This is a genomic window from Heliomarina baculiformis (genome assembly GCF_019966545.1).
GTDB classification, from domain to species: Bacteria; Pseudomonadota; Alphaproteobacteria; order Rhodobacterales; family Rhodobacteraceae; genus Heliomarina; species Heliomarina baculiformis.
The window spans coordinates 337,072-357,182 of sequence record NZ_JAIMIC010000006.1; the positions used below are offsets into that span (position 1 = coordinate 337,072).

Consider the following 20,111-nt stretch of genomic DNA (forward strand, 5'->3'; position numbering starts at 1 on the left):
GCTACCTGAAAAGTTCAACCTGTTCAGCAACGGTTTCAGGAGTCCCCACATGTCTGGCCCCACCTACCCGGGCAAGCCACGAACCATCGTGACTTTGGCCGGAGCCCTCGGCGGTTTCGCTGTCGCGCTTTACAACTATCTCACCCCGCTCACCGGCGTCAGCGGCACTTACGGGGCCGCTCTCGTCGTCCTCGCCTGCCTTCTCATCGCGATTGCCTGCGTACTCGTCCAACTCAGCCATTCGACCGGCTGGCGCGGCTTTCTTCGGTTCATGATCGGGCTCGGCGCCGTTCTCACCGGGCTCGCCGCCTATTTCCTTCACGAATGGTGGCTCATCGTGGCGATGGTCATCGTCATGGTCGGCTTGATATACGACATCTCGGCAACGCGCCCGAAATCCACGGGAGCCCTCGCATGACACGCCTGCCGACACTCTTACTCATGGGCACCATGCTGGCCCTGCCCCCCGTCGCCTTTGCTCAGGAAACTTCCCAGCCAGAGGCCACGGAAACCGCCCCGCAAACCGAAACCCAGATATCCGAACCTGTTGATCGCTTCCCCGGCGTCGCCGATCCGATCCTGAGCACCACGACCCGAACCCGGTCCGACAATCCTCTCGTGCCGGAAACCGCCACATGGGATGGGTTCCACGGTCAACTCAACGCCCAGAAATATTCACCGCTGACCCAGATCACGACGGAAAATGTCGGCGAACTTGAAAAGGTCTGGGACATTCACACAGGCGATGTTTCCGATGGATCCGGCGACCTCACCGCAACCGTCTGGTCGGCAACCCCGGTCTTCGCCAATGATACGCTCTACATTGGCACGCCCTTCTATCGCATCCTCGCGCTGGACCCGGCCACAGGCGAGCAGAAATGGACCTTCAGCACGGATTCCAAGCTTGAACCGCTGACCCAGCCCGCGCTCAAGAACCGCGGTGTCTCCTATTGGGAAAACCCCGAGCCGGTCGCCGGCGAGACCTGCCAAAAGATCGTTTATATCGGCACGATGGACGCCCAGCTCTTTGCCGTCGATGCGGATACCGGCGAAAAATGCGCCCGCTTCGGGGAAGATGGCGTGCTGGACATGAACCAGTGGAATACAGTCAACGACCGTTTCCCGCTCTCGCTTCTGCAACCGCCCACCATCACCGGCAACCACGTGGTGCTTGGCTGGGCCGGTATGGACTGGGAATATGCCGAGGCCCCTCCGGGCGCGGTCTTCTCGGTCGATCCGCAAACGGGCGAGCTGCAATGGTCCTTTGAAACCCTTCCCGAAGACATCCGCCGCCAGACCGGCACCGCCAATGTCTGGACGCATATGTCGGTGGATGAGGGGCTGAACATGATCTACCTGCCGGTCGCCTCGCCCTCGCCAAACTACTGGGGCGGCAACCGGACCGAGGAAATCCCCTATGCCACCTCGACCACCGCGCTCGATCTCGACACCGGAGAGGTCGTCTGGTCGCGCCAGTGGGTGCATCATGACATCTGGGACTACGACATTAACTCGGCCCCGACGCTGATGGATATCACCGTCGACGGCGAAGACATCCCCGCGCTCATGCAGGCGACCAAGATGGGTTTCCTCTTCGTGGTGAACCGCGAAACCGGCGAAGATGTCTGGCCGATCGAGGAACGCCCGGTTCCCGGTGGCGACGGAACGGTTGAGGGCGAATATTACGCGCCGACCCAACCCTTCCCGACCAAGCCCGCGCCACTTCTCGACCAGTCGGAAAAACCCGAGGTCTGGGCAATCGCCGATATCGTCGGCCTTGGCTCTTGCAGCAGGCTGTTCGACAACCTCTGGTACGAAGGCATGTATACGCCGCCCACTACCAAGGGCGAAGGCGTGCTGGCCTACCCGGATTCCGCCGGGGGCGTGCAATGGGGTGGCGTGGCCTTTGACCCTGAAAGTCAGACCGCCGTTCTCAACACCTCTCACGTGGTCCAGTACATTAAACTGTTCACCCGCGAGGATTACGACCAGCAGGCCGGTGGTTCAGGCAATGAAAGCGGCTTCTACCCGCAAGAGGGCGCGCCCTACGGCATGTCGCTGATGAACGCGATGAACTGGCTGGGCATGCCCTGCTGGGAACCGCCCTTCGGCGAACTCGTCGCCATCGACATGCATACCGGCGACGTGAAATGGCGCAAGCCCATCGGGGAATCCCAGAAATTCGGGTTCTACATGCCCGAAAGCATGGGGTCTCCGACCATCGGCGGACCGGCAGTCACCAAGGGCGGGCTCATCTTCATCGGCGCGACGATGGACGCCAAGGCCCGGGCCTATGATCTCGCCAGCGGAGAAGAGCTCTGGTCCGACCAACTCGAAGCGCCCGTTGTCGCCAACCCCGCGGTCTATGAATATCAGGGCCGCCAGTACGTGGCCTTCGTCAGCGGTGGCAACTCGATCCTGAAACCCGCCGTCGGCGATCAGGTCGCGGTCTACGCCCTGCCGGATTGAACGGATACGACGCCCAGCCGCTTGGAAACAGGCGGCTGGGTCCCCGCGCCAAGCGCTGCGCTTCATGGCGCTTGACCTGCGGCCCGCCTTCAACGTTAATCGTTAACGGCGGATTAAAATTTCGCACAACATGTAACTTCTCGAACTCACCTGACCGCCACCGACATTTGAAATTCGCGGACCAGCAAAGGACGTCAGCTGATGATCTTGAATGTGGCCAGCAAGCTCGTCTCGAAACTCGCAGGGATCGAAATCGAGGAAAACAAGGAACGCGACAATTTCATCAAGAAGTCGCTGGGCCTCGCCAGCGCCGGCATACCAATCGGTCGCGAACACGAACCTGCGGGCTATATCCGCTGGAAAGCGGAAACCAGCGACGGCTCCTTTCAGGGATCGGTGGCAGCGCCCGACGAAGACACCAGCCTTGCATGGCATGAATACCTCTGGACCAACCGCGTTTCGATAGACGAATGCGACTGGGAACAGGTGCGATGGCGGTTCTACAGCAACGGTCTCGTCTGCTTTGAATCGCGCATGTCCAATACCAGCGGCCGTCTCGACAATGGCGACGTACAGGGCCACAGGATCGAGCTGCGTGAGAAAAGCGGCCTGTTGCTCGGCGTCTGGATCGCGGGCTTTTTCGTCCGAAAGGATCTACCCATGCGCGGCTTCGCGAGCTCCTACGTCGATGAACACCAGCCGCTAAAGCTTCATTTCGCGGATCTCGGCGCAACCCAGACCGGCGCATGGGTCTGCCTCTGAATTTTCTGAAAGACTTTGGCCCTACCCGACCGTCTCGCCTTTTTTGAGATGCGCGGGCAAGCGCCCTGGATTTCAGCAGGAACGCGCTCCGGGATATTTATGCCCCTTCCCGCTCACCAGCCATTTCCCGCCGACCATCGATTGGCCGGTCGCAAGGCGCCAAGGCAGCCCGGCACCCACAACCACCTGACAGACATTGATATTTCCCTAATGCATTGGGGTGACTCCCCGTTGACTAAAGCGCCATCTCGCCGACACGGCCATTAGGGCGCAAAGCGCGACTCGTGTTAAAGTTGTTCCCGCGCCCTATAGGGCGCGACTTTAGGTGCAAGGCACCGAATGCTTCAGGAGAGATTTGCATGAGCAAACTACTTGTCGGGATATTAAGTCTTGTTGTCGGACTGATCATTGGCGGGATCGGGTCCTCGGCCATGATTGGCGGCGCAACGGGCGTCGGGCTTGCCGTCGGCCTGTCCTCGGGCATGTGCGCCCTCAGCCGCTCCGCCGTGGACGCCGGTTACCTGACGCCGGAACAGGTCGACGAGGTAATGCAAAACGCGGCAAGCACGCTGGGCGATATCGCCGGAACCGAGGGCGACGGCGGCGAGATCACCAACAGTACCGAGCGATGCGATGAGGTGCTCGCCAGACTGCGCGGCGCCGAACCGACAGCCCCCGCCGAATAGGTCCAACCCGCGAACGAACCGCGGTGAACCCCTGCCGGTCAGGAACCGGCCCTCGGATCAGGGCCGGCGCGGGGCATCAACCGGTATCAGGCGTCTTCGCGTGTCAGATCGGCAAGGGCACGGGTCAGCGAAGCGGCTTCCGCCTCGGCATACCGCTGGTGCAGATCCACCACCGACGCACCAAGGTCGCGCTCGAACATGTCCCGGTTCGGATTGCCGCTGAACGCCTGCTGTGCTTCGTCGCCAAGGTTCGATTGGAAGATGCCCGCCGCACTCACCGGCAGGAAGTCTTCGTAAATGATCGGATCGGCCCGCAGAACGCCCTTTTCGACCAATACCGCCGCATCCAGCGTCGCATCGCCTTCGGCCAGCGGTTTACCCGTCACCGAATAGCGGAAATAGCCCAGCCCTTCTTTACGGATTCCGTCAAGGTCATCCGGGAAGGCCGCAAAGACCTCGGACAGTTTCGCCATGTATTCCGCTGCGTTCGAACCATCCGCCTTGGGCGTAATAACCGCACGGGTGTCGGCCAGAAGCTGGTCGTAAAGCGCCTGCCCTTTCGATGTCAGCGCCATGCCGCGCTGTTCGATCTCACCGAAACGCGCCGTATGGCTGCCCTCGACGGTGGTTTCGCCATCCGCATAAGTCACCGGCTCTTCCAGCGCCTTGAACGAGGTTTGGCGCAGCAGGATCGCCACCTTGCGTGGCGGCGGACCTTCGATCACCGCCTTGGGCGTGATATTCCATTCCGGCATCAGCCCCTGCACCTTGTCGATGTCCAGCGTGCGCGGCGTCAGGTGATTGATATGCGGTCCCTTGAAGGCCACCACATCAGCCACCAGCCGGTGCGCATCATGCAGCCGGCGATACATCGCATGGCCCACATTGGCCTCCGAATGCCAGCGGAAAGTCTCGAGTGCCTCGGCAACGAACGCCTCCGCGTCGGCCTCGGTCAGCCCGCCGTCAGCCTCGGCCTTTTCGATCAGCGCCACGCAACGATCCGTGTAGATCCGGCGCGTATCCAGAACGCCCTGCGCCTCGGCCCGCAGGTCTTCGTCCTCAATGAGGTCAAGCCGCAAAAGCGAGGTAAAAACCCGAAACGGATTGTGGCGCAGCGCCGCGTCTTCAAGCGGGCGGAACGCGGTCGAATGCACCGGCACACCGGCAACGCTCAGATCGTAATAGCCGACCGGATACATGCCCATGACCGCAAAAAGCCGCCGCATCATCGCAAGTTCCGACGCCGTGCCCAGACGGATCGCCCCGTGACGTTCCTCGCTGATCCGATCGAGCTCGCCAAGATCCTGCAGGCGGGATTTCTCGGCCGGGTCGGCGGCCAGAGTCTCGTCGTTCACCTCACGCACAAGGTCGAGAAGCGTGCCATAGGCGGGCACCTCTTCCTTGTACATGGCGGACATTGCACGGGAAAACAGGGTGCGGATCGCATCCCGGAAAATCTTGGATTCGGACATCGCGGCATTCCATCTTGTCGATTCTGATTGCGCCTGCGGTATCAGGGATCGGGACCGAAATGAAATGCCCGATGGAACTATTCCCATGCGCTTCGCGCATCACAGCTTGCCGAACGACTGTTATCTGGTCACCCCGCGACCCGGCGGTGCTTTTTAGAGCGTTCCGCCAGAGGTGATGGTGCAGCAATCAGAACCGTTTCGCGGATGCCACAGGCATACCGCCCAACAGGCGGCATGCCTCATGTCAAAATGGTGACGGACAGCGCGCCTCAGCCGCGCCGAAAGATACGCGACAGCTCCGGCACATAGGCCGACCCTTCGCCAGCCTCGACCGCAGTGGAAATCGCCTGATGCACGCCATCCGCGATCAGGTGCTGTGCGCCCGCCTGTTCCGACATGGTGCGGTAATAATCGATATCCTTCAGCGCGTTGCTGACAAAGAACGGCAGCGCGTCGCGATTGCCATCGGTGATGAAGGGCCCCATGCGCTGCAGCGCGACGCTGGCACCGCCGCCATTGGCAAGAATATCCACGAAACGCTGCGGATCCACATCGGCATCCGCCGCCTGTGCCGCCGCTTCGGCGAGAAGGGTCATGAATCCGACCGAGACGTAGTTGTGCAGCAGTTTCAGACGATGTCCATTGCCCAGCGCGCCCACATGTTCCACCGCTTCAGTAAAAGAATCGAGCACCGGCCGAACCTTGTCCAGAACCTCTGCATCGCCGCCCACAAGCAGGTTCAGCGTGCCTTCATGCGCATGCTGCGCGGTGCGCGTCATCGGCGCGTCGAGGAACGCACCGCCCGCCTCGCGGACCATTTCCGCCATGCGCAAGGTCGATTCCGGCAGCGCGGTCGAGCAATCGACAACCACTGTCCCCGGACGCAGACCTTCAAGCACTCCACCGGGGCCGGTTATAATCGCTTCGACCTGCGGTGAGCCTGTCACGCAGAGGATCACCACGTCAGATGCAGCCGCGACCTCCGCAGAGCTGGCGCAGGACTGCGCGCCAAGGCCGGTGATCTCGTCCACAGGCTGGTTGCCCGGATGGTCGAGGAAAGAAAGCGCGAAACCGCCCTTCAACACGTTGCGCGCGATTCCGTGGCCCATGAGCCCGACGCCGATAAGTCCTGTCTTCATGCCTGTTCTCCCTCAGTGGCGCAGCCGGCCACCCGTCCGGCGGTATCCTACCCGCCGGGAATTCCGTGATGCGGCAGACCTAGCGAAAGCCGGACGCGGAGGAAAGGGAGGCCGCGCCAGCGGCATCGATATTTTTCGAACCCATAATCCCAAGCACTCAGCCGTGGTTGGCCATGCTTGCCACCGCCAGGGCGGATTCCTGAAACGCCTCGCTCAGGGTCGGATGCGCATGGATCGTCCCCGCCACATCCTCGGCCCGCAGACCCGCCTCGATCGCCAGCGCAAAGCCCGAAACAAGCTCGGACACGCCAGGCCCGACCGCTTGAACGCCCAAAATCACATGATCACTTTCCCGCGCCACCAGCCGGACGAAACCTTCGGCCCGGTCCAGTGTCAGCGCCCGGCCGTTGGCACGAAAGGAAAACTCGCTGACCCGCGCGCCTTCGGCCTCGGAAGGCAACAAGCCGACACTGACAATTTCCGGATCGGTGAAACAGACCGCCGGGACACAAGCGCGATCCCATGCGTTCGGCTCTCCGGCAACCACATCGGCGACGATCTCGCCCTGCGCCATCGCCCGGTGTGCCAGCATTAGCCCCGGCGTCACATCGCCAATCGCATAGACGCCGCGCATCGAGGTCTGGCAGCGGTCATCAATCTCGACAAAGTCCCCCTGCCGCCGGAGACTGAGTTCGCCAAGACCCAGACCATCCACGGCAGGTTGCCGCCCGACGGTGACCAGCACCCGGTCGGCCTCCAGCGTATCGCTCGTCTCGCCGCTTTCCAGCGTGAGCTTGCCGTCCAATTCATCCCATCCGCTAACCTTGGTTTCCAGCTTCAGCGCGATACCCAGTGCATCAAGCTGTCGCCGTACCGGCCGGGTCAGCTTTTCATCGTATTGCGGCAGGATCGCATCCGCCGCCTCGATCATCGTGACCTCGCTGCCCAGCTTGGCAAATGCCGTGCCAAGTTCCAGCCCGATATAGCCCGCGCCGATCACGGCCAGCCGCTTCGGCGGTTCCTCCAACGCCAGCGCCCCGGTCGAATCGAGAATGCGCCCGCCAAAGGGAAGCCCCGGCAGCTCGACCGGACGCGACCCCGTCGCGATCACGATGTTTTCGGCCCGCACGATCACCGGACCGATTTCGCCTTCGACCTCGACGGTCTTGCCATCACGGAACCGCGCCCAACCGGTCAGCGTCTTGACGCCCGACTTTTCCAGCAAACCGTCCACACCGGAACAAAGCCGGTCCACCACGCCCTGCTTCCAGTCCTGCGTCTGGCCGAAGTCGAGGGTTGGTGCCGAAACGCTGATGCCCTGCATGCCCTCGCCCGCCTGGCGCACAGCGTCATGGTACAGCTCGGCTGCGTGGATCAGCGCCTTGGAGGGGATACAGCCAACGTTCAGGCAGGTGCCGCCGACGCGCCGTCCCTCGACAAGGATCGTATCGACACCCAGCCGCGCCGCCCGCGACGCGCAGACATAACCGCCCGGTCCGCCGCCGATTACCAGAAGGGAACATCTGAGTTCAGTCATCGCGCCACTCCATGAACAGCATCGCGGGTGTTTCCAGCAGGCTCTTGATCTTTGCCACGAATTCCGCCGCCACATAGCCATCGACAACCCGGTGATCGAAACTGCACGACATGTTCATCATCCGGCGCGGCTGAAAGCTCTGCCCGTCCCAGACCGGGCGCACCACCATCTTGTTCACCCCGACGATAGCCACCTCGGGGTGATTGATGATCGGTGTCGTCGCCAGCGCACCGAGAGGTCCCAGCGATGTCACCGTCAGGCTCGATCCCGACAGGTTCTTCGGCCCGATCCGCCGGTCCCGCGCCGCCTCGGAGAGCCGTTTGATCTCGCGCGCCATATCCCAGAGGCCGCGGGCCTCGGCATGGGTCAGAACCGGCACCATCAGCCCGCTGTCCGTCTGCGTCGCGATCCCGCAATGCAACGCCTCGAACCGGGTGATGACATCGGCCTCGTCGTCGTAATGCGCGTTGATCTCGGGGTGATCCACTACCGCCTCGCTCAGCGCACGCAGCAGGAAAGGTAAAACCGTCAACCGACCGCGATCCGCACCGAATCGGTCGTTGAGCGAACGACGAAGCTGCTCCAGCGCTTCGACATCCACCTCTTCGATGATCGAGAAATGCGGGATGCGCCGCTTGGCCAGCGCCATGCGTTCGGCAATCTTGCGGCGCACGCCGGTAACGCGGATCTCCTCCGTGCCGTGGCGCCGCACCAGCCCGCCACCCTGCCGCATATCCGGGCCATGGGCGACGAAATCGTCCAGATCCTCATGCAGGATACGCCCCGCCGGGCCGGTTCCGCGCAGCTGCCGCAGATCGACGCCCAGCTCTCGCGCGCGTCCCCGTACCGAGGGCGCCGCCAGCGGACGGCCCGACGCATTGCGCGCCGCGACCGGCGCCACCGATCCGCCACCATTCCGCCGGGGCTTGGGTGCCGGGCTTTCCTCTTTCGGCTCAGGCCCTTCCGGCGTGGATTCTTCCGCCTGCTCTTCGGCTGTTTCGGGCTCGGGCTCTTTTTCCTCCGACGCCGGGACGACCTCGACCGAAGCGTCGGTTTCGATCCGGATCAGCTCGCTGCCGATGGCCATGACCTCGCCGGTCTTGCCACCGAGCCAGGTCACGCGCCCGCTCACCGCCGCCGGAATTTCTACCGTCGCCTTGTCGGTTGTCACCTCGCAAATCACGTCATCCTCGCGGATGACGTCGCCGACCTTAACCAGCCATTCCGCGATTTCCGCCTCGGCAATGCCTTCGCCGATATCGGGCAGCTTGAATACCTGCTCCGCCATGTCTCAGCCCTCCATGACCGTTGCGATGGCGCGCTTCACCCGCTCTGGACCGGGGAAGTAATCCCATTCCTGAGCATGGGGATAGGGCGTGTCCCAACCCGCCACCCGCAACACCGGCGCTTCGAGCGAATAGAAACACTCCCCCTGAATCAGCGCCGTCACCTCAGCCCCGTATCCCGAGGTCAGCGTCGCCTCATGCAGCACGATGCAGCGCCCCGTCCGGCTCACCGACTCCGCGATGGTCTCAAGATCCAGCGGCAAGAGAGTCCGCAGGTCGATCACCTCGACATCGACGCCACTCTCTTCCACCGCCGCCAGCGCAACATGCACCATCGTGCCATAAGCCAGCAACGTCGCCGCCGACCCTTCGCGCACGATATTCGCCGTGCCTAGCGGCGTCTCGTAATACCCGGTCTCGACCTCGCCGAGCGGATGCTTGCCCCAGCTTTGCGAGGGCCGGTCGAAATGCCCGTCAAACGGCCCGTTATAGAGCCGCTTCGGCTCCAGAAAGATCACCGGGTCCGGGTCGTTGATCGCCGCCAGCAGCAACCCCTTGGCGTCCTGCGGGTTTGACGGCACCACGGTCTTCAGCCCCGCCACGTGGGTAAACAGCGCCTCGGGACTCTGGCTGTGGGTCTGCGCGCCGAATATGCCGCCTCCGGTCGGCATCCGCACCACCATCGGACAGGTAAACTCACCGGCCGAGCGGTACCGCAGACGCGCCGCCTCGCTCACGATCTGGTCATAGGCCGGGTACATGTAATCGGCGAACTGGATCTCGACCACGGGTTTCAGCCCGAACGCCGCCATGCCCACCGCCGTTCCCACGATCCCCAGTTCGGAAATCGGCGTGTCGAAACAGCGCTGCACGCCGAACCGTTTCTGCAGCCCCGCGGTGCAACGGAACACCCCGCCGAAATAGCCCACATCCTCGCCCATCACCACGACATCGTCATCCGCTTCCATTGCCAGCGTATGCGCGTCGCGGATCGCTTCGATCATCGTCATCCGCGCCATGTCAGTACCCCACCTCGTGACGCTGCCGCACCAGATGCGGCGGCATCTCGGCATAGACATCCTCGAACATTTCGCGCGGACTGGGCCGGTTGCCGGAATGCAGCGTGCCGATGGCCTCGGCTTCTTTCTGCGCCGCGATCACCCCGTCCATCACCTCTGCCTCGGCCTGTGTGTGACGTTCCTCGCTCCACAACCCCTTCTGGATCAGATGTGTCTTGAGCCGCAGGATCGGATCGCCCAAAGGCCATGCCGCGCCCTCCTCCTTTGGCCGGTAGGCCGCCGGATCGTCCGAGGTCGAATGCCCCCCGGCGCGGTAGGTCACGTATTCGATTAGCGTCGGGCCCAGATCGCGCCGCGCCCGCTCCACCGCCCATGCGGCAGCCGCATGCACCGCAAGATAATCGTTCCCGTCGACCCGCAGCGCGGGCAGCCCAAACCCGTGTCCCCGCGCCGCGAATGTCCCGGCACCGCCCCGCGCAATGCCCTGAAAGGTCGAAATCGCCCACTGGTTATTGACGATGTTCAGGATCACCGGCGGCTTGTAGGTCGAGGCAAACACCAGCGCCCCGTGAAAATCGCTCTCGGCGGTCGACCCGTCGCCGATCCAGCCCACCGATAACTTGCGCTCCCCCTTGATCGCGGCGGCCATTGCCCAGCCGACAGCCTGCACGTATTGCGTCGCAAGGTTTCCCGAAATCGAAAAGAATCCGTGTTCCTTCGAGCTGTAAAACACCGGAAGCTGCCGCCCCCGCACCGGGTCCGCCTCATTCGAATAGACCTGATTCATCATGTCCGACATCGGATAGCCCGAGGCGATGAGCAGCCCCGCCTGCCGGTAGGTCGGGAAATTCATGTCACCTTTGCGCAGCGCTTTCTGGAAAGCGCAGGCGATCGCCTCTTCACCAAGGTGCTGCATGTAGAAGGACGTCTTGCCCTGCCGCTGCGCTTTCAGCATCCGTGCATCATAGGCCCGCAGGGTCATCATGTGGCGCAGCCCCTCCTGCAGAGCCTCATCGCTCAGCGAATCGGCCCAAGGGCCAACCGCCTCGCCCTTTCGGTTCAGCACCCGAATGATCGAAAACGCCAGATCGCGCATCTCCTGGGGGTTTTCACCGGGATCGGGACGCCGCACCTCCCCCGCACGCGGTATCTCCACATGCGAAAAATCCGGCGTGTCCCCGGGTCGGATCGCCGGTTCCGGCACATGTAGCTGCGGATCGGTTTCCTTATCCATCCTGACACTCCTTCTGAAGGTCGATGTACTGGGCCAGCCGTGCAAGGAATGTGGCACGCCGCGCCGGCTCCGCCGGGGCCAACGCGAATCCAAGGGCGTAACGCCCGTTTTCCTGCGGCTTCAGCGACATTTCCGCCATCTCCAGCCCCATACGCCGCGCCGTAGCCATCACGTGCGTTACGGTACAAAGTGGATCGCGGCAGGAATAATTCAAATCCATCCCCGGCCCTCCTTCGGCAGACGATAGTTGGGCCGTGACAGAATGAGCCTTTGATTTCTTTGCTCTTTACACGTAAACGCAAAATAATCTTCTGCAGAATGATCATTCCCGAAACGATGCGACCCGCCAACCCACTGCCACAAATCGACCAGATCGACCGCCGCATCCTCAAGGCACTGGCCGAGGACGGGCGCATCTCGAACACGCAGCTCGCGCAACAGGTCGGCTTGTCTCCCAGCCCCTGCTGGCAAAGAGTCCGGCGGCTCGAGCAACAGGGAATCATCGCCGGCTACCGGGCGATTCTCGATCACGAACAGCTGGGCGCCCCGGAAATCGTGATGATCGAGGTTGTTCTGGACCATCACGACGATTCGACCCTCGATGTCTTCGAACGCACCATGGAACGCATGCCGGAAGTGCTCGAGGTTCACCTGACCAGCGGCGAATACGACTACCTGATCAAGGTCGCGGTGCAGGGAACGCGCGGCTACGAACAGTTTCTGCGTAAAAAGCTGTACCGCGTGCCCGGAATCCGCCATTCACGCTCCAGTTTCGTTCTGCGTTCCCTCAAGAACGTGCAGGCCTACCTGCCCGCGTCAGACTGACCCTGCCACGCGCGAGCAGGTCGAAACGCGGCCCACGAAACAATATTTCTCCGCCCCAAGGCCTTTTCACCCTTGACGCTCCCCGCTGAAATTGAGAGAGAGCGGCCCTGATATTAAGGGTCTCAGGCTCAACACCTGTAAATCCTTCCCATGATTCACCACCCGAAAACACTATCGGGTACCCGCAACCAAGGCGCTTTCACGCGCGCCGCAGGACAGGAGAAAGGCCATGAAGGTCAGAAACTCGCTCCGCTCGCTCAAGAATCGGCACCGTGATTGCCGCGTTGTGCGTCGCAAAGGCCGCGTTTACGTGATCAACAAAACGCAGCGCCGGTTCAAAGCTCGTCAGGGCTGAACCGGACAATCTGATTTGGAACGGGCCGCCTCTTGGGCGGCCTTTTTCTTTGCGTTCAGACTGAACCGGACGGGGTCTTAAACCCTCAGTCAGACGCGCCCGCATACCGGGTCACGAAACGGTGAATAATTTCTGACTGAAACGCTTGGAAATTGATCACCCCTCGGTTACTGATCAAAAAAGTCGGAAATAATCCACCAAACGAAAGGACGACCGAACCATGCAACGCACCGCCCTGCTGGCCGCCCTCACCCTCTCCGCCATCGGCACGAACGCCGTCGCGGATGAACTCAATCTCTACTCTTCGCGTCACTACGACACCGATGAAAGGCTCTATTCCGATTTCGAGGAACAGACCGGAATCACCATCAACCGCATCGAAGGCAACGCCGACGAGCTGATCGCCCGGATGGAAGCCGAAGGCGCAAATTCCCCCGCTGACGTGCTGCTGACCGTGGATACCTCGCGGCTCGAACGCGCCAAGAATGCAGGCGTTCTTCAGGCAACGGACAGCGACGTGCTCGAAGAGCGCATCCCCGCCAGCCTTCAGGACTCCGACAACGAATGGTTCGGTTTCTCCCAGCGCGGCCGGATCATCTTTTACGACAAGAACGAACTGACCGATCCGCCGCAGACCTACGCCGATCTGGCCGACCCGAAATACAAGGGGCTGGTCTGCATCCGTTCCTCATCGAACACCTACAACCAGACCCTGCTGGCCTCGATCATTACCAACCAGGGCGCCGAGGCCGCACGTGAATGGGCCGCGGGCGTCGTCGAGAACATGGCCCGCGATCCGCAGGGCGGTGACACCGACCAGTTGCGTGGCATCGTTTCCGGCGAATGCGATATCGCGGTTTCCAACACTTATTACTTTGCCCGCGCGATCCGCACCGATGTCGAAGGCGTCAGTGACAGCCGCGACATGATCGGCTGGGTCTTCCCGAACCAGGACACGACCGGCGCGCATATGAATCTCTCGGGCGGCGGTGTCGCGGCCCATGCGCCGCACCCGGAAAACGCGGTCAAGTTCCTCGAGTACCTGACCAGCGATTCGGCGCAGGTCTATTTCTCGGGCGGGAACGATGAATACCCCGTGGTCCCCGGCGTCGAAATGTCGGATTCGGTCAAGGAACTGGGCGAGTTCAAGGCGGATGAGGTCAGCCTCTCAGATGTCGCCAAGAACATCCCCGAAGCCCAGAAAATCTTTAATGAGGTCGGCTGGAAGTAACTCACGCCCCTAAAGGCGACAGGTGACGCGGACCGAAAGGTTCGCGTCATTTTTTGCGCGGCGCCCCGCGCTGCCGACACAACACTCCGTCCGGGCGCGATTTTCTTTTACCTTGGGTCAATTTTTCGCATAACATGTTCGCGCGTTAGCAGTTAACGGGCCCTATTGCCGCCCCGACGCCCGCCACTTCAACTTTGACGACCTGCATAGACTGGATGAATTGAAACGATGCCGCTCGCCTGCGTTCTGATTTCGGACATCACCGGCAGCACTCAAATCTACGAGCGCGAGGATAACGAGACCGCGCTCGGCTACATGCTGCCCGTCCTCGAACGTATGCGCGAGTTGATCTCCAGCAACGACGGCATCTGCGTCAAATCCAAGGGCGATGATACGATCAGCTTTTTCCCCACGTCGGAAAACGCCTTCAACGCCGCATGGGCAATGATCAACGAGGAATGGCATCTCGGCATGTCGGTTCACGCGGGCATCTATTTTGGCGAGGTTCTTCGACAGGACGCGGGGCTTTACGGCAGCGCCGTGAACACCGCTGCCCGGCTCGCCTCGCTCGCCAAACCCAGCGAGGTACTCGTCGGCGCCAATTGCATCGACGGCCTAAGCGACGACAACCGCGCCCGCGTCCTGCCGATCGGCGATCTGCACCTCAAGGGCAAGGAAGAGCCCACACAGGTCTTTGCCGCATCGGTTCATTCCATGGCAGCGACGACTATGGTCTTTGCCAAACGCCAGATGGAACGCCCCAGCCGCACCGAACTGGTCGAGCTCACTTATGGCGGGCAAAGCTGGCAGATCAACGAGGGCGAAAAGCTCACCATCGGACGTTCTTCGGACTGCGATATCGTCGTCGACTGCGCTTGGGTGTCCCGGCGCCACGGTGAAATCTCGATCCGCCAGTGGCAGCTTGAATATGCCGATCACAGCTCGGCCGGCAGCATCGTCAAAGGGGCCGATGGTGGTGAGATGTCCGTCCACCGCCGCTCGACCATGCTGAACGGGGCCGGGACGATCATGCTCGGCGCGCATGGCATGGTGGACGACTCCTGCACCATCGGCTTTGTCGCGCATGATATGTCGATCCTCGCCGCCAATACCTAAGCCCCCATTGCGAAGCCGCCGCTTTCCCGGCACAAGCACCTCCGGCACCTTGAAAACGGATTTCGCATGCGTCTCCCCCTTACCATTCTCAGCGGCTATCTCGGCGCGGGAAAGACGACCCTGATCAACCGGCTTCTGGCCGAGGACCACGGGCTGAACCTGATGGTGATCGTCAATGATTTCGGATCGGTGAATATCGACGCCGCGCTGATCGCCGAGGCGACGGACCAGACCATCGCGCTCACTAACGGCTGCGTCTGCTGCTCGATGGAGGCCGATCTCTTCATGGCCCTGAACGCGGCGCTGGACCGTAACCCGCGCCCCGATCACCTCATCGTCGAAGCCAGCGGCATCGCCGATCCCGCCGCCATCGCCGCCGCCGCGATTGCCGAGCCCGAAATCGCCTATGGCGGGATCCTGACGCTGGTCGATGCGCTGAACATCGACGCCCAGCTTGCCGATCCGGAACTCGCCCCCCAGATCAGCCAGCAGATCGCCGCCGGGGATCTGACCCTGATCACCAAGACCAACAGCGCCGACCCCCAGTTGATCGCCCGTCTGAAAGCCCTTGGTGCACGCAACCCCGCGCCGCTCGGCGACGTACCGCTCGCGCCGCTGCTGTTCGATATGGTGCCCCTGCCGCGCAGCCAACGCCCCGCGCCGCACCCGGCCTATGCCGCTTGGCACCACGACAGCGACACGCCAATCAGCCGCGCCAAAATGGGCGACCGCCTCGCCACCCGGCCCGAGGGCCTCTACCGGCTCAAGGGGACGGTGCTGACGGACGACGGCGCCTACCGGATCCACGTCACCGGTCAGCATGTCGAGGCAAAACGCACCCGCGCCGAGCGCACAAACCTCGTCGGCCTCGGCCTCGCCAGCCGGATCGATGCGGCAGAGATTGAGGCGTGGTGGCAGGGAGAGACCGTCTGAGGGGGTTCCCTGACCATTCCCCCTACGGCTGAAGCAAGCTCTCCTACCGGTCAACAAGCTCCCCTTGGCGCGGGCTGAAAGCCCGGGCCGCGCCCGACCCTCCCCCCGGGAGGGCGCATTTGCAGCGTTACGACCTGCACACTGACATGCTTGATTGCAAACCGGCCCTGCTTAACGAATGGCATCATGCGCCCACCCAGGCTCGGGCGCGCCCCTACTCTAGGGTCGTGCAGCCCTACTCAACCAGCCCTACCGCCGCCGCCCCACCTGACGGCAGATCAGGATCACCGGTAGCAATCCCATCGCGACGATCACCAGCGACGGCACCGCCGCGCCCTCCAGCCGCTCGTCGCTGGCCAGCCGATAGGCCTGCACCGCCAGCGTGTCATAGTTGAACGGCCGCATGATCAGCGTCGCTGGCAATTCCTTCATCACATCGACGAAGACGATCAGCAGCGCCGTCAGCAGGCTCGGCGTCAGGATCGGCAGATGCACCCGGCGCAGCGTGCCCATCGGCGTCTGCCCCAGCGACCGCGCCGCCGCGTCCATGTTCACATGCACCGTGCTCTGCCCGCCCTCATAGGCCCCCAGCGCCGCCGCAAGAAAACGTACCATATAGGCCCCGACCAGCAGCCAGATCGACCCGGTCACCAGCAACCCGGTCGAATAGTCGAACCGCGCCCGCATCCAGGCATCCAGCGCATTGTCAAAGGCGGCAAAGGGCACCATCAGCCCCACCGCGATCACGCCCCCCGGCACCGCATAACCCAGCCGCGCGATATAGCCCGCAACCGAAGAAATCTTGCCCGGCCGCAGCCGCTGATAGAACCCGACGATCACCGCCGCTCCCACGGTCACCGCCGCCGCCACGCTCGCCAGCGTAAGCGAATTGGAGATGAACCCGATATAGCGCCTCGACAGCAGATCCTGCTCGGAATCGATTCCCATCGCAAAGAGCGCCACCGTCGGCACCAGAAAGCCAAACACCACCGGAAATGCGCAGATCACCACCGACGCCACAGCCCGCCAGCCGGTCAGCGCCTCGGGCGGCATGGTCACATGGGCCTTGCCAGCGTGGTGATAGCGTGCGCGCCCGCGCTGGATGCGCTCGCTCAGCGCCAGCAGCAGCGCAAAGCTCAGCAAACAAAGCGCGAGCTGCGCCGCTCCGGCGCGGTCCGCCATGGAAAACCAGCTTGTGTAGATGCCGGTGGCAAAGGTCTGCACGCTGAAATAGGCCACAGTGCCGAAATCAGCGATGGTCTCCATCACCGCCAGCAGCACGCCCCCTGCAATCGCGGGCCGCGCCATCGGCAGGCTGACCCGCAGAAAAGCCGAGAGCGACGAATGCCCCAGCGTCCGCGCCGCCAGAAACGCGGCCGAGCTTTGTTGCAGGAACGCGGCCCGCGCCAGCAGGTAGACATAGGGATAAAGCACCAGCACCAGCATGGTTGCCGCGCCGCCCATGCTCCGGATCTCGGGGAACCAGTAATCGCGCGGCCCCCAGCCGGTCACATCCCGCAGGGTCGATTGCACTATGCCCGGATGATCCAGCAGATAGGTATAGGCATAGGCCATCACATAGGCCGGAAACGCCAATGGCAGCACCAGCGCGACCTCGAACAGCCGCACGCCGGGAAAGCGCGTCATCGTCACCAGCCACGCCGACCCCACCCCAAGGCAGAACGTGCCTACCGCCACCAGCAGCACCAGCACCAGCGTGTTCAGCGCATAGCGCCCCAGAACAGTGTCGATCAGATGTTGAACCGTATCGGTCCCGCCCGTCAGCGCCGCCAGCGCCACCGCCAGCATTGGCAAGAGGCAGGCCCCCGCCACCACGCAGGACGCCCAGCCCAGCAGCCTGGGCCCGGTTTCGCGCCGGTGGTGGCTGCCATGGTCGGCATATGATCGCGTATCGCTCAAACAGCCCCCCGAGGCAGATGGTGTCAATGCAAGCAAGGCACAGCGTGTAGCAGACAGCCCCGGTTAGGCAAGGGTCAGAGGCCAGCCTCAGCCGGTCGGCACGCCTGCCGAGCCATATTCCAGCCATGCCCGCTCCTCGGGCGTGAGGCTTGCCGCCATCATCGCGTCGTAACGCGCGATCTCATCACCGCTCAGCACATCCGCCCACTGGCCATTGCTGCCGCTATGAAAAAACGCCCTGTCCGATTTGAAGAACCCCTTGCCGCCCGATGGTGCAAACCGCTCGGCGTTGGCCTTCATGTTGTCGAATGTCGCCGCCCGGACAAGCTGCGCCATGGTCTCGGCACTATGCGATATGTCCAAGAGTCGGGCCACCTTAGCGAGAGTCCCCTCCAGATCGCGCCTCATATCAGCAAAATGAAACAGGGTGACGTTGGGCCGGTCGGCCAGCGCGATAGCGGCCCTGTAGTGACGCAGGATATGGGCAAGCGGCATCGCATCCATATCGAACCCCTCTGCCCCACCATCCATAAACCGGCGAAAGGCGATCCCGTCCGGATCGTCCTCCGGAAACCAATGGGAATAGAAGGTCATCGGCATGTTGTGGACATGCCGGCGATAAGAAAGATGCGCGTCAAGCGGGTGGCGGAACACGCAGATATACCGCGCGTGATCGTCCAGCGGCAGCCCATCCATCGGCGTGTGGCTCTTCATGCTGCGTCGATGGGTCATCCCCTCCAGCCGTTCGGCTACCTCCGACAACTCACGCAGCCGGATATCGACCCAGGGCATCCGGATCGAAAGCTCTGTCTCAACTTCGGGGTCGCCGGAAAACAAGAGGGCAATGATCGTCTGCATCCACGTGGTGCCGCATTTCGGCGGGGTCACCACGATGACATCATCCGGCCGGATCGCTACCCTGTCCCAGCGGCGGTTATCGGTAAGCGGGCCGAGGTAAAGCTTTCGCTGCGTCATTTCCGACCTCAATTGCACGGAGCGCGATCAGGAAAAACGGAGCGACTCCGCAAGGCAACACAAAACAGCGCCCGTGATCACGAAACACCGCAAGCTATATGCGCAGGCAACACGCGCAGGACGTGGCAGATGAGGCTGCCGACAGCCAATGCCATCGAGTTTCCTCAACAGCATCGGGCGACAGACAGCCCGGTTTGGGCCGACAGCACAGACGACAGCTCAACTCCAATCAAACCATGGCCGCCATGCGGATTTCACCGCCGCTGCGTTCAACAAAATTAAACTTCTGCCACGGCGAAAAAAGGCTCAAGCCATCTTGCTAAGACCGTCCCTGAGCGCCTTTGTCATCCCCTGAGCCTCCATATGAAGCCGAAGTCTCTGATTAAAGCCACCCGGCGTATTGAGCGCCTCGATGAGCGGACCACACGCGGTCGTCGACAGGTTTGATGCCACCAACTCTCTGAGAAATGCTTCGCCCTGGGATTCGTCCGCGACGCTTTCCCCAAGCCAGACCGCTGCATCGCTGACCATACGCGCGACGGGAGACAGAACAGCCTGCGCGCAAAGATAGGCGGCCATTTCATCGGCATCCCGCACGGGATAAATACTGTTGCGAGCTCCGAAAATCTCCGTGACGATCTTGGTATCCCCGCACATCATGATAGGCGTCCCGCCCCGTGCAATACCGGGAAACGGCATCATCTGGGCAACCACGCGCGCCGGTCGAACCAAGGCGTCTGCCTCCTCAAGCGACGCACCGGCCATGAAACTTATCGCGACCTGTCCTTCTCGAAACGCCAATGGGCCAAGAACATCTGGTGCGACATCGGCCATCAAACCCAGAAACAGAACGTCGCTTGCATCGACAACCCCCTGGTTGTCAGCGATCCGAACATTACCATGGGCTTCAGCGAGAGAAGAGGAATGATGAACGCTGCGCTCGGAAACAGTGATGTCGTGCCCATCCTCGACGATACCTTCCACCGCCGCACGGGCGATCGTTCCACACCCGATCACGCCAATACGCATGCCTTCCCTCCTAGTGACCTCACCCGAAATCGACCCTTGCGCGGATCGTAACATTCGTCACAACGGGCGCGGCGCGAGCCTCTCGCCATCCCGGAAAGAGGGTCCGAAAAAGGATCGAAGGAA

General features: G+C 62.3%; 19 protein-coding genes. 9 read left to right on the top strand and 10 right to left on the bottom strand.

Annotation, left to right across the window (positions count from 1 at the left end; genetic code table 11):
- Window positions 1-49 precede the first annotated feature (49 nt).
- From MF268_RS15940 to MF268_RS15955, 4 genes are all read left to right on the top strand, one after another.
- Window positions 50-418 (top strand): hypothetical protein, encoded by a 369-nt coding sequence (locus MF268_RS15940; RefSeq protein WP_238371855.1) that lies wholly within the window; start codon window positions 50-52, stop codon window positions 416-418.
- Complete coding sequence (locus MF268_RS15945) at window positions 415-2,469, top strand: pyrroloquinoline quinone-dependent dehydrogenase (protein ID WP_238371856.1); 2,055 nt, start codon at window positions 415-417, stop codon at window positions 2,467-2,469. The genes MF268_RS15940 and MF268_RS15945 overlap by 4 nt, the downstream gene beginning before the upstream one ends.
- 201 nt (window positions 2,470-2,670) lie before the next feature.
- A complete protein-coding gene (locus tag MF268_RS15950; protein ID WP_238371857.1) occupies window positions 2,671-3,231 on the top strand; it encodes a hypothetical protein in 561 nt (186 codons plus the stop codon).
- Window positions 3,232-3,590: 359 nt separating this feature from the next.
- Window positions 3,591-3,917: a hypothetical protein gene (locus tag MF268_RS15955; RefSeq protein WP_238371858.1), complete on the top strand. Its 327-nt coding sequence runs from the start codon at window positions 3,591-3,593 to the stop codon at window positions 3,915-3,917.
- Between the two features lie 86 nt (window positions 3,918-4,003).
- Here the strand turns inward: MF268_RS15955 and hglS are convergent, their stop codons facing one another.
- The 7 genes from hglS to MF268_RS15990 all read right to left on the bottom strand — a co-directional run bounded on the left by hglS (window position 4,004) and on the right by MF268_RS15990 (window position 11,824).
- Window positions 4,004-5,389 (bottom strand): 2-oxoadipate dioxygenase/decarboxylase HglS, encoded by a 1,386-nt coding sequence (hglS, locus tag MF268_RS15960; RefSeq protein WP_238371859.1) that lies wholly within the window; start codon window positions 5,387-5,389, stop codon window positions 4,004-4,006.
- Between the two features lie 269 nt (window positions 5,390-5,658).
- Window positions 5,659-6,528 carry an NAD(P)-dependent oxidoreductase gene (locus MF268_RS15965; protein WP_238371860.1) on the bottom strand — a complete coding sequence of 290 codons (870 nt, stop codon included), beginning with the start codon at window positions 6,526-6,528 and terminating at the stop codon, window positions 5,659-5,661.
- A 157-nt stretch (window positions 6,529-6,685) separates the two neighbouring features.
- The gene (gene lpdA / locus MF268_RS15970) at window positions 6,686-8,065 is read right to left on the bottom strand and encodes a dihydrolipoyl dehydrogenase (RefSeq protein ID WP_238371861.1); all 1,380 of its coding nucleotides are present in this window, start codon (window positions 8,063-8,065) and stop codon (window positions 6,686-6,688) included.
- On the bottom strand, window positions 8,058-9,353 hold the full coding sequence (locus tag MF268_RS15975) for a dihydrolipoamide acetyltransferase family protein (RefSeq protein WP_238371862.1): 1,296 nt from the start codon (window positions 9,351-9,353) through the stop codon (window positions 8,058-8,060). Before MF268_RS15975 ends, lpdA begins: the two co-directional genes overlap by 8 nt.
- Before the next feature lie 3 nt (window positions 9,354-9,356).
- Window positions 9,357-10,370 carry an alpha-ketoacid dehydrogenase subunit beta gene (locus MF268_RS15980; RefSeq protein WP_238371863.1) on the bottom strand — a complete coding sequence of 338 codons (1,014 nt, stop codon included), beginning with the start codon at window positions 10,368-10,370 and terminating at the stop codon, window positions 9,357-9,359.
- A gap of 1 nt (window position 10,371) precedes the next feature.
- Window positions 10,372-11,604 carry a thiamine pyrophosphate-dependent enzyme gene (locus tag MF268_RS15985; RefSeq protein ID WP_238371864.1) on the bottom strand — a complete coding sequence of 411 codons (1,233 nt, stop codon included), beginning with the start codon at window positions 11,602-11,604 and terminating at the stop codon, window positions 10,372-10,374.
- Entirely contained in the window at window positions 11,597-11,824 is a 228-nt protein-coding gene (locus MF268_RS15990; protein WP_238371865.1) for a hypothetical protein, read from the bottom strand. Before MF268_RS15990 ends, MF268_RS15985 begins: the two co-directional genes overlap by 8 nt.
- A 98-nt stretch (window positions 11,825-11,922) precedes the next feature.
- On the opposite strand from MF268_RS15990, the gene MF268_RS15995 reads away from it, so the two are divergent.
- From MF268_RS15995 to MF268_RS16015, 5 genes are all read left to right on the top strand, one after another.
- Window positions 11,923-12,429, top strand: a complete 507-nt coding sequence (locus tag MF268_RS15995) for an Lrp/AsnC family transcriptional regulator (RefSeq protein ID WP_238371866.1) — start codon at window positions 11,923-11,925, stop codon at window positions 12,427-12,429.
- A gap of 229 nt (window positions 12,430-12,658) precedes the next feature.
- Window positions 12,659-12,784 carry a type B 50S ribosomal protein L36 gene (ykgO, locus tag MF268_RS16000; RefSeq protein WP_005850168.1) on the top strand — a complete coding sequence of 42 codons (126 nt, stop codon included), beginning with the start codon at window positions 12,659-12,661 and terminating at the stop codon, window positions 12,782-12,784.
- Between the two features lie 220 nt (window positions 12,785-13,004).
- Window positions 13,005-14,015, top strand: coding sequence for a Fe(3+) ABC transporter substrate-binding protein (locus tag MF268_RS16005; protein WP_238371867.1), 1,011 nt, complete (start codon window positions 13,005-13,007; stop codon window positions 14,013-14,015).
- A 228-nt stretch (window positions 14,016-14,243) separates the two neighbouring features.
- Window positions 14,244-15,131 (top strand): adenylate/guanylate cyclase domain-containing protein, encoded by an 888-nt coding sequence (locus tag MF268_RS16010; RefSeq protein ID WP_238371868.1) that lies wholly within the window; start codon window positions 14,244-14,246, stop codon window positions 15,129-15,131.
- Window positions 15,132-15,197: 66 nt separating this feature from the next.
- Entirely contained in the window at window positions 15,198-16,064 is an 867-nt protein-coding gene (locus MF268_RS16015) for a CobW family GTP-binding protein (protein WP_238371869.1), read from the top strand.
- 249 nt (window positions 16,065-16,313) lie between these two features.
- Here the strand turns inward: MF268_RS16015 and MF268_RS16020 are convergent, their stop codons facing one another.
- The 3 genes from MF268_RS16020 to MF268_RS16030 form a co-directional block, all read right to left on the bottom strand.
- On the bottom strand, window positions 16,314-17,873 hold the full coding sequence (locus tag MF268_RS16020) for an ABC transporter permease (protein WP_238371925.1): 1,560 nt from the start codon (window positions 17,871-17,873) through the stop codon (window positions 16,314-16,316).
- Window positions 17,874-18,071: 198 nt separating this feature from the next.
- Window positions 18,072-18,959, bottom strand: coding sequence for a sulfotransferase domain-containing protein (locus MF268_RS16025; protein ID WP_238371870.1), 888 nt, complete (start codon window positions 18,957-18,959; stop codon window positions 18,072-18,074).
- Window positions 18,960-19,265: 306 nt separating this feature from the next.
- Window positions 19,266-19,988 (bottom strand): NAD(P)-binding domain-containing protein, encoded by a 723-nt coding sequence (locus tag MF268_RS16030; RefSeq protein WP_238371871.1) that lies wholly within the window; start codon window positions 19,986-19,988, stop codon window positions 19,266-19,268.
- Window positions 19,989-20,111 lie beyond the last annotated feature (123 nt).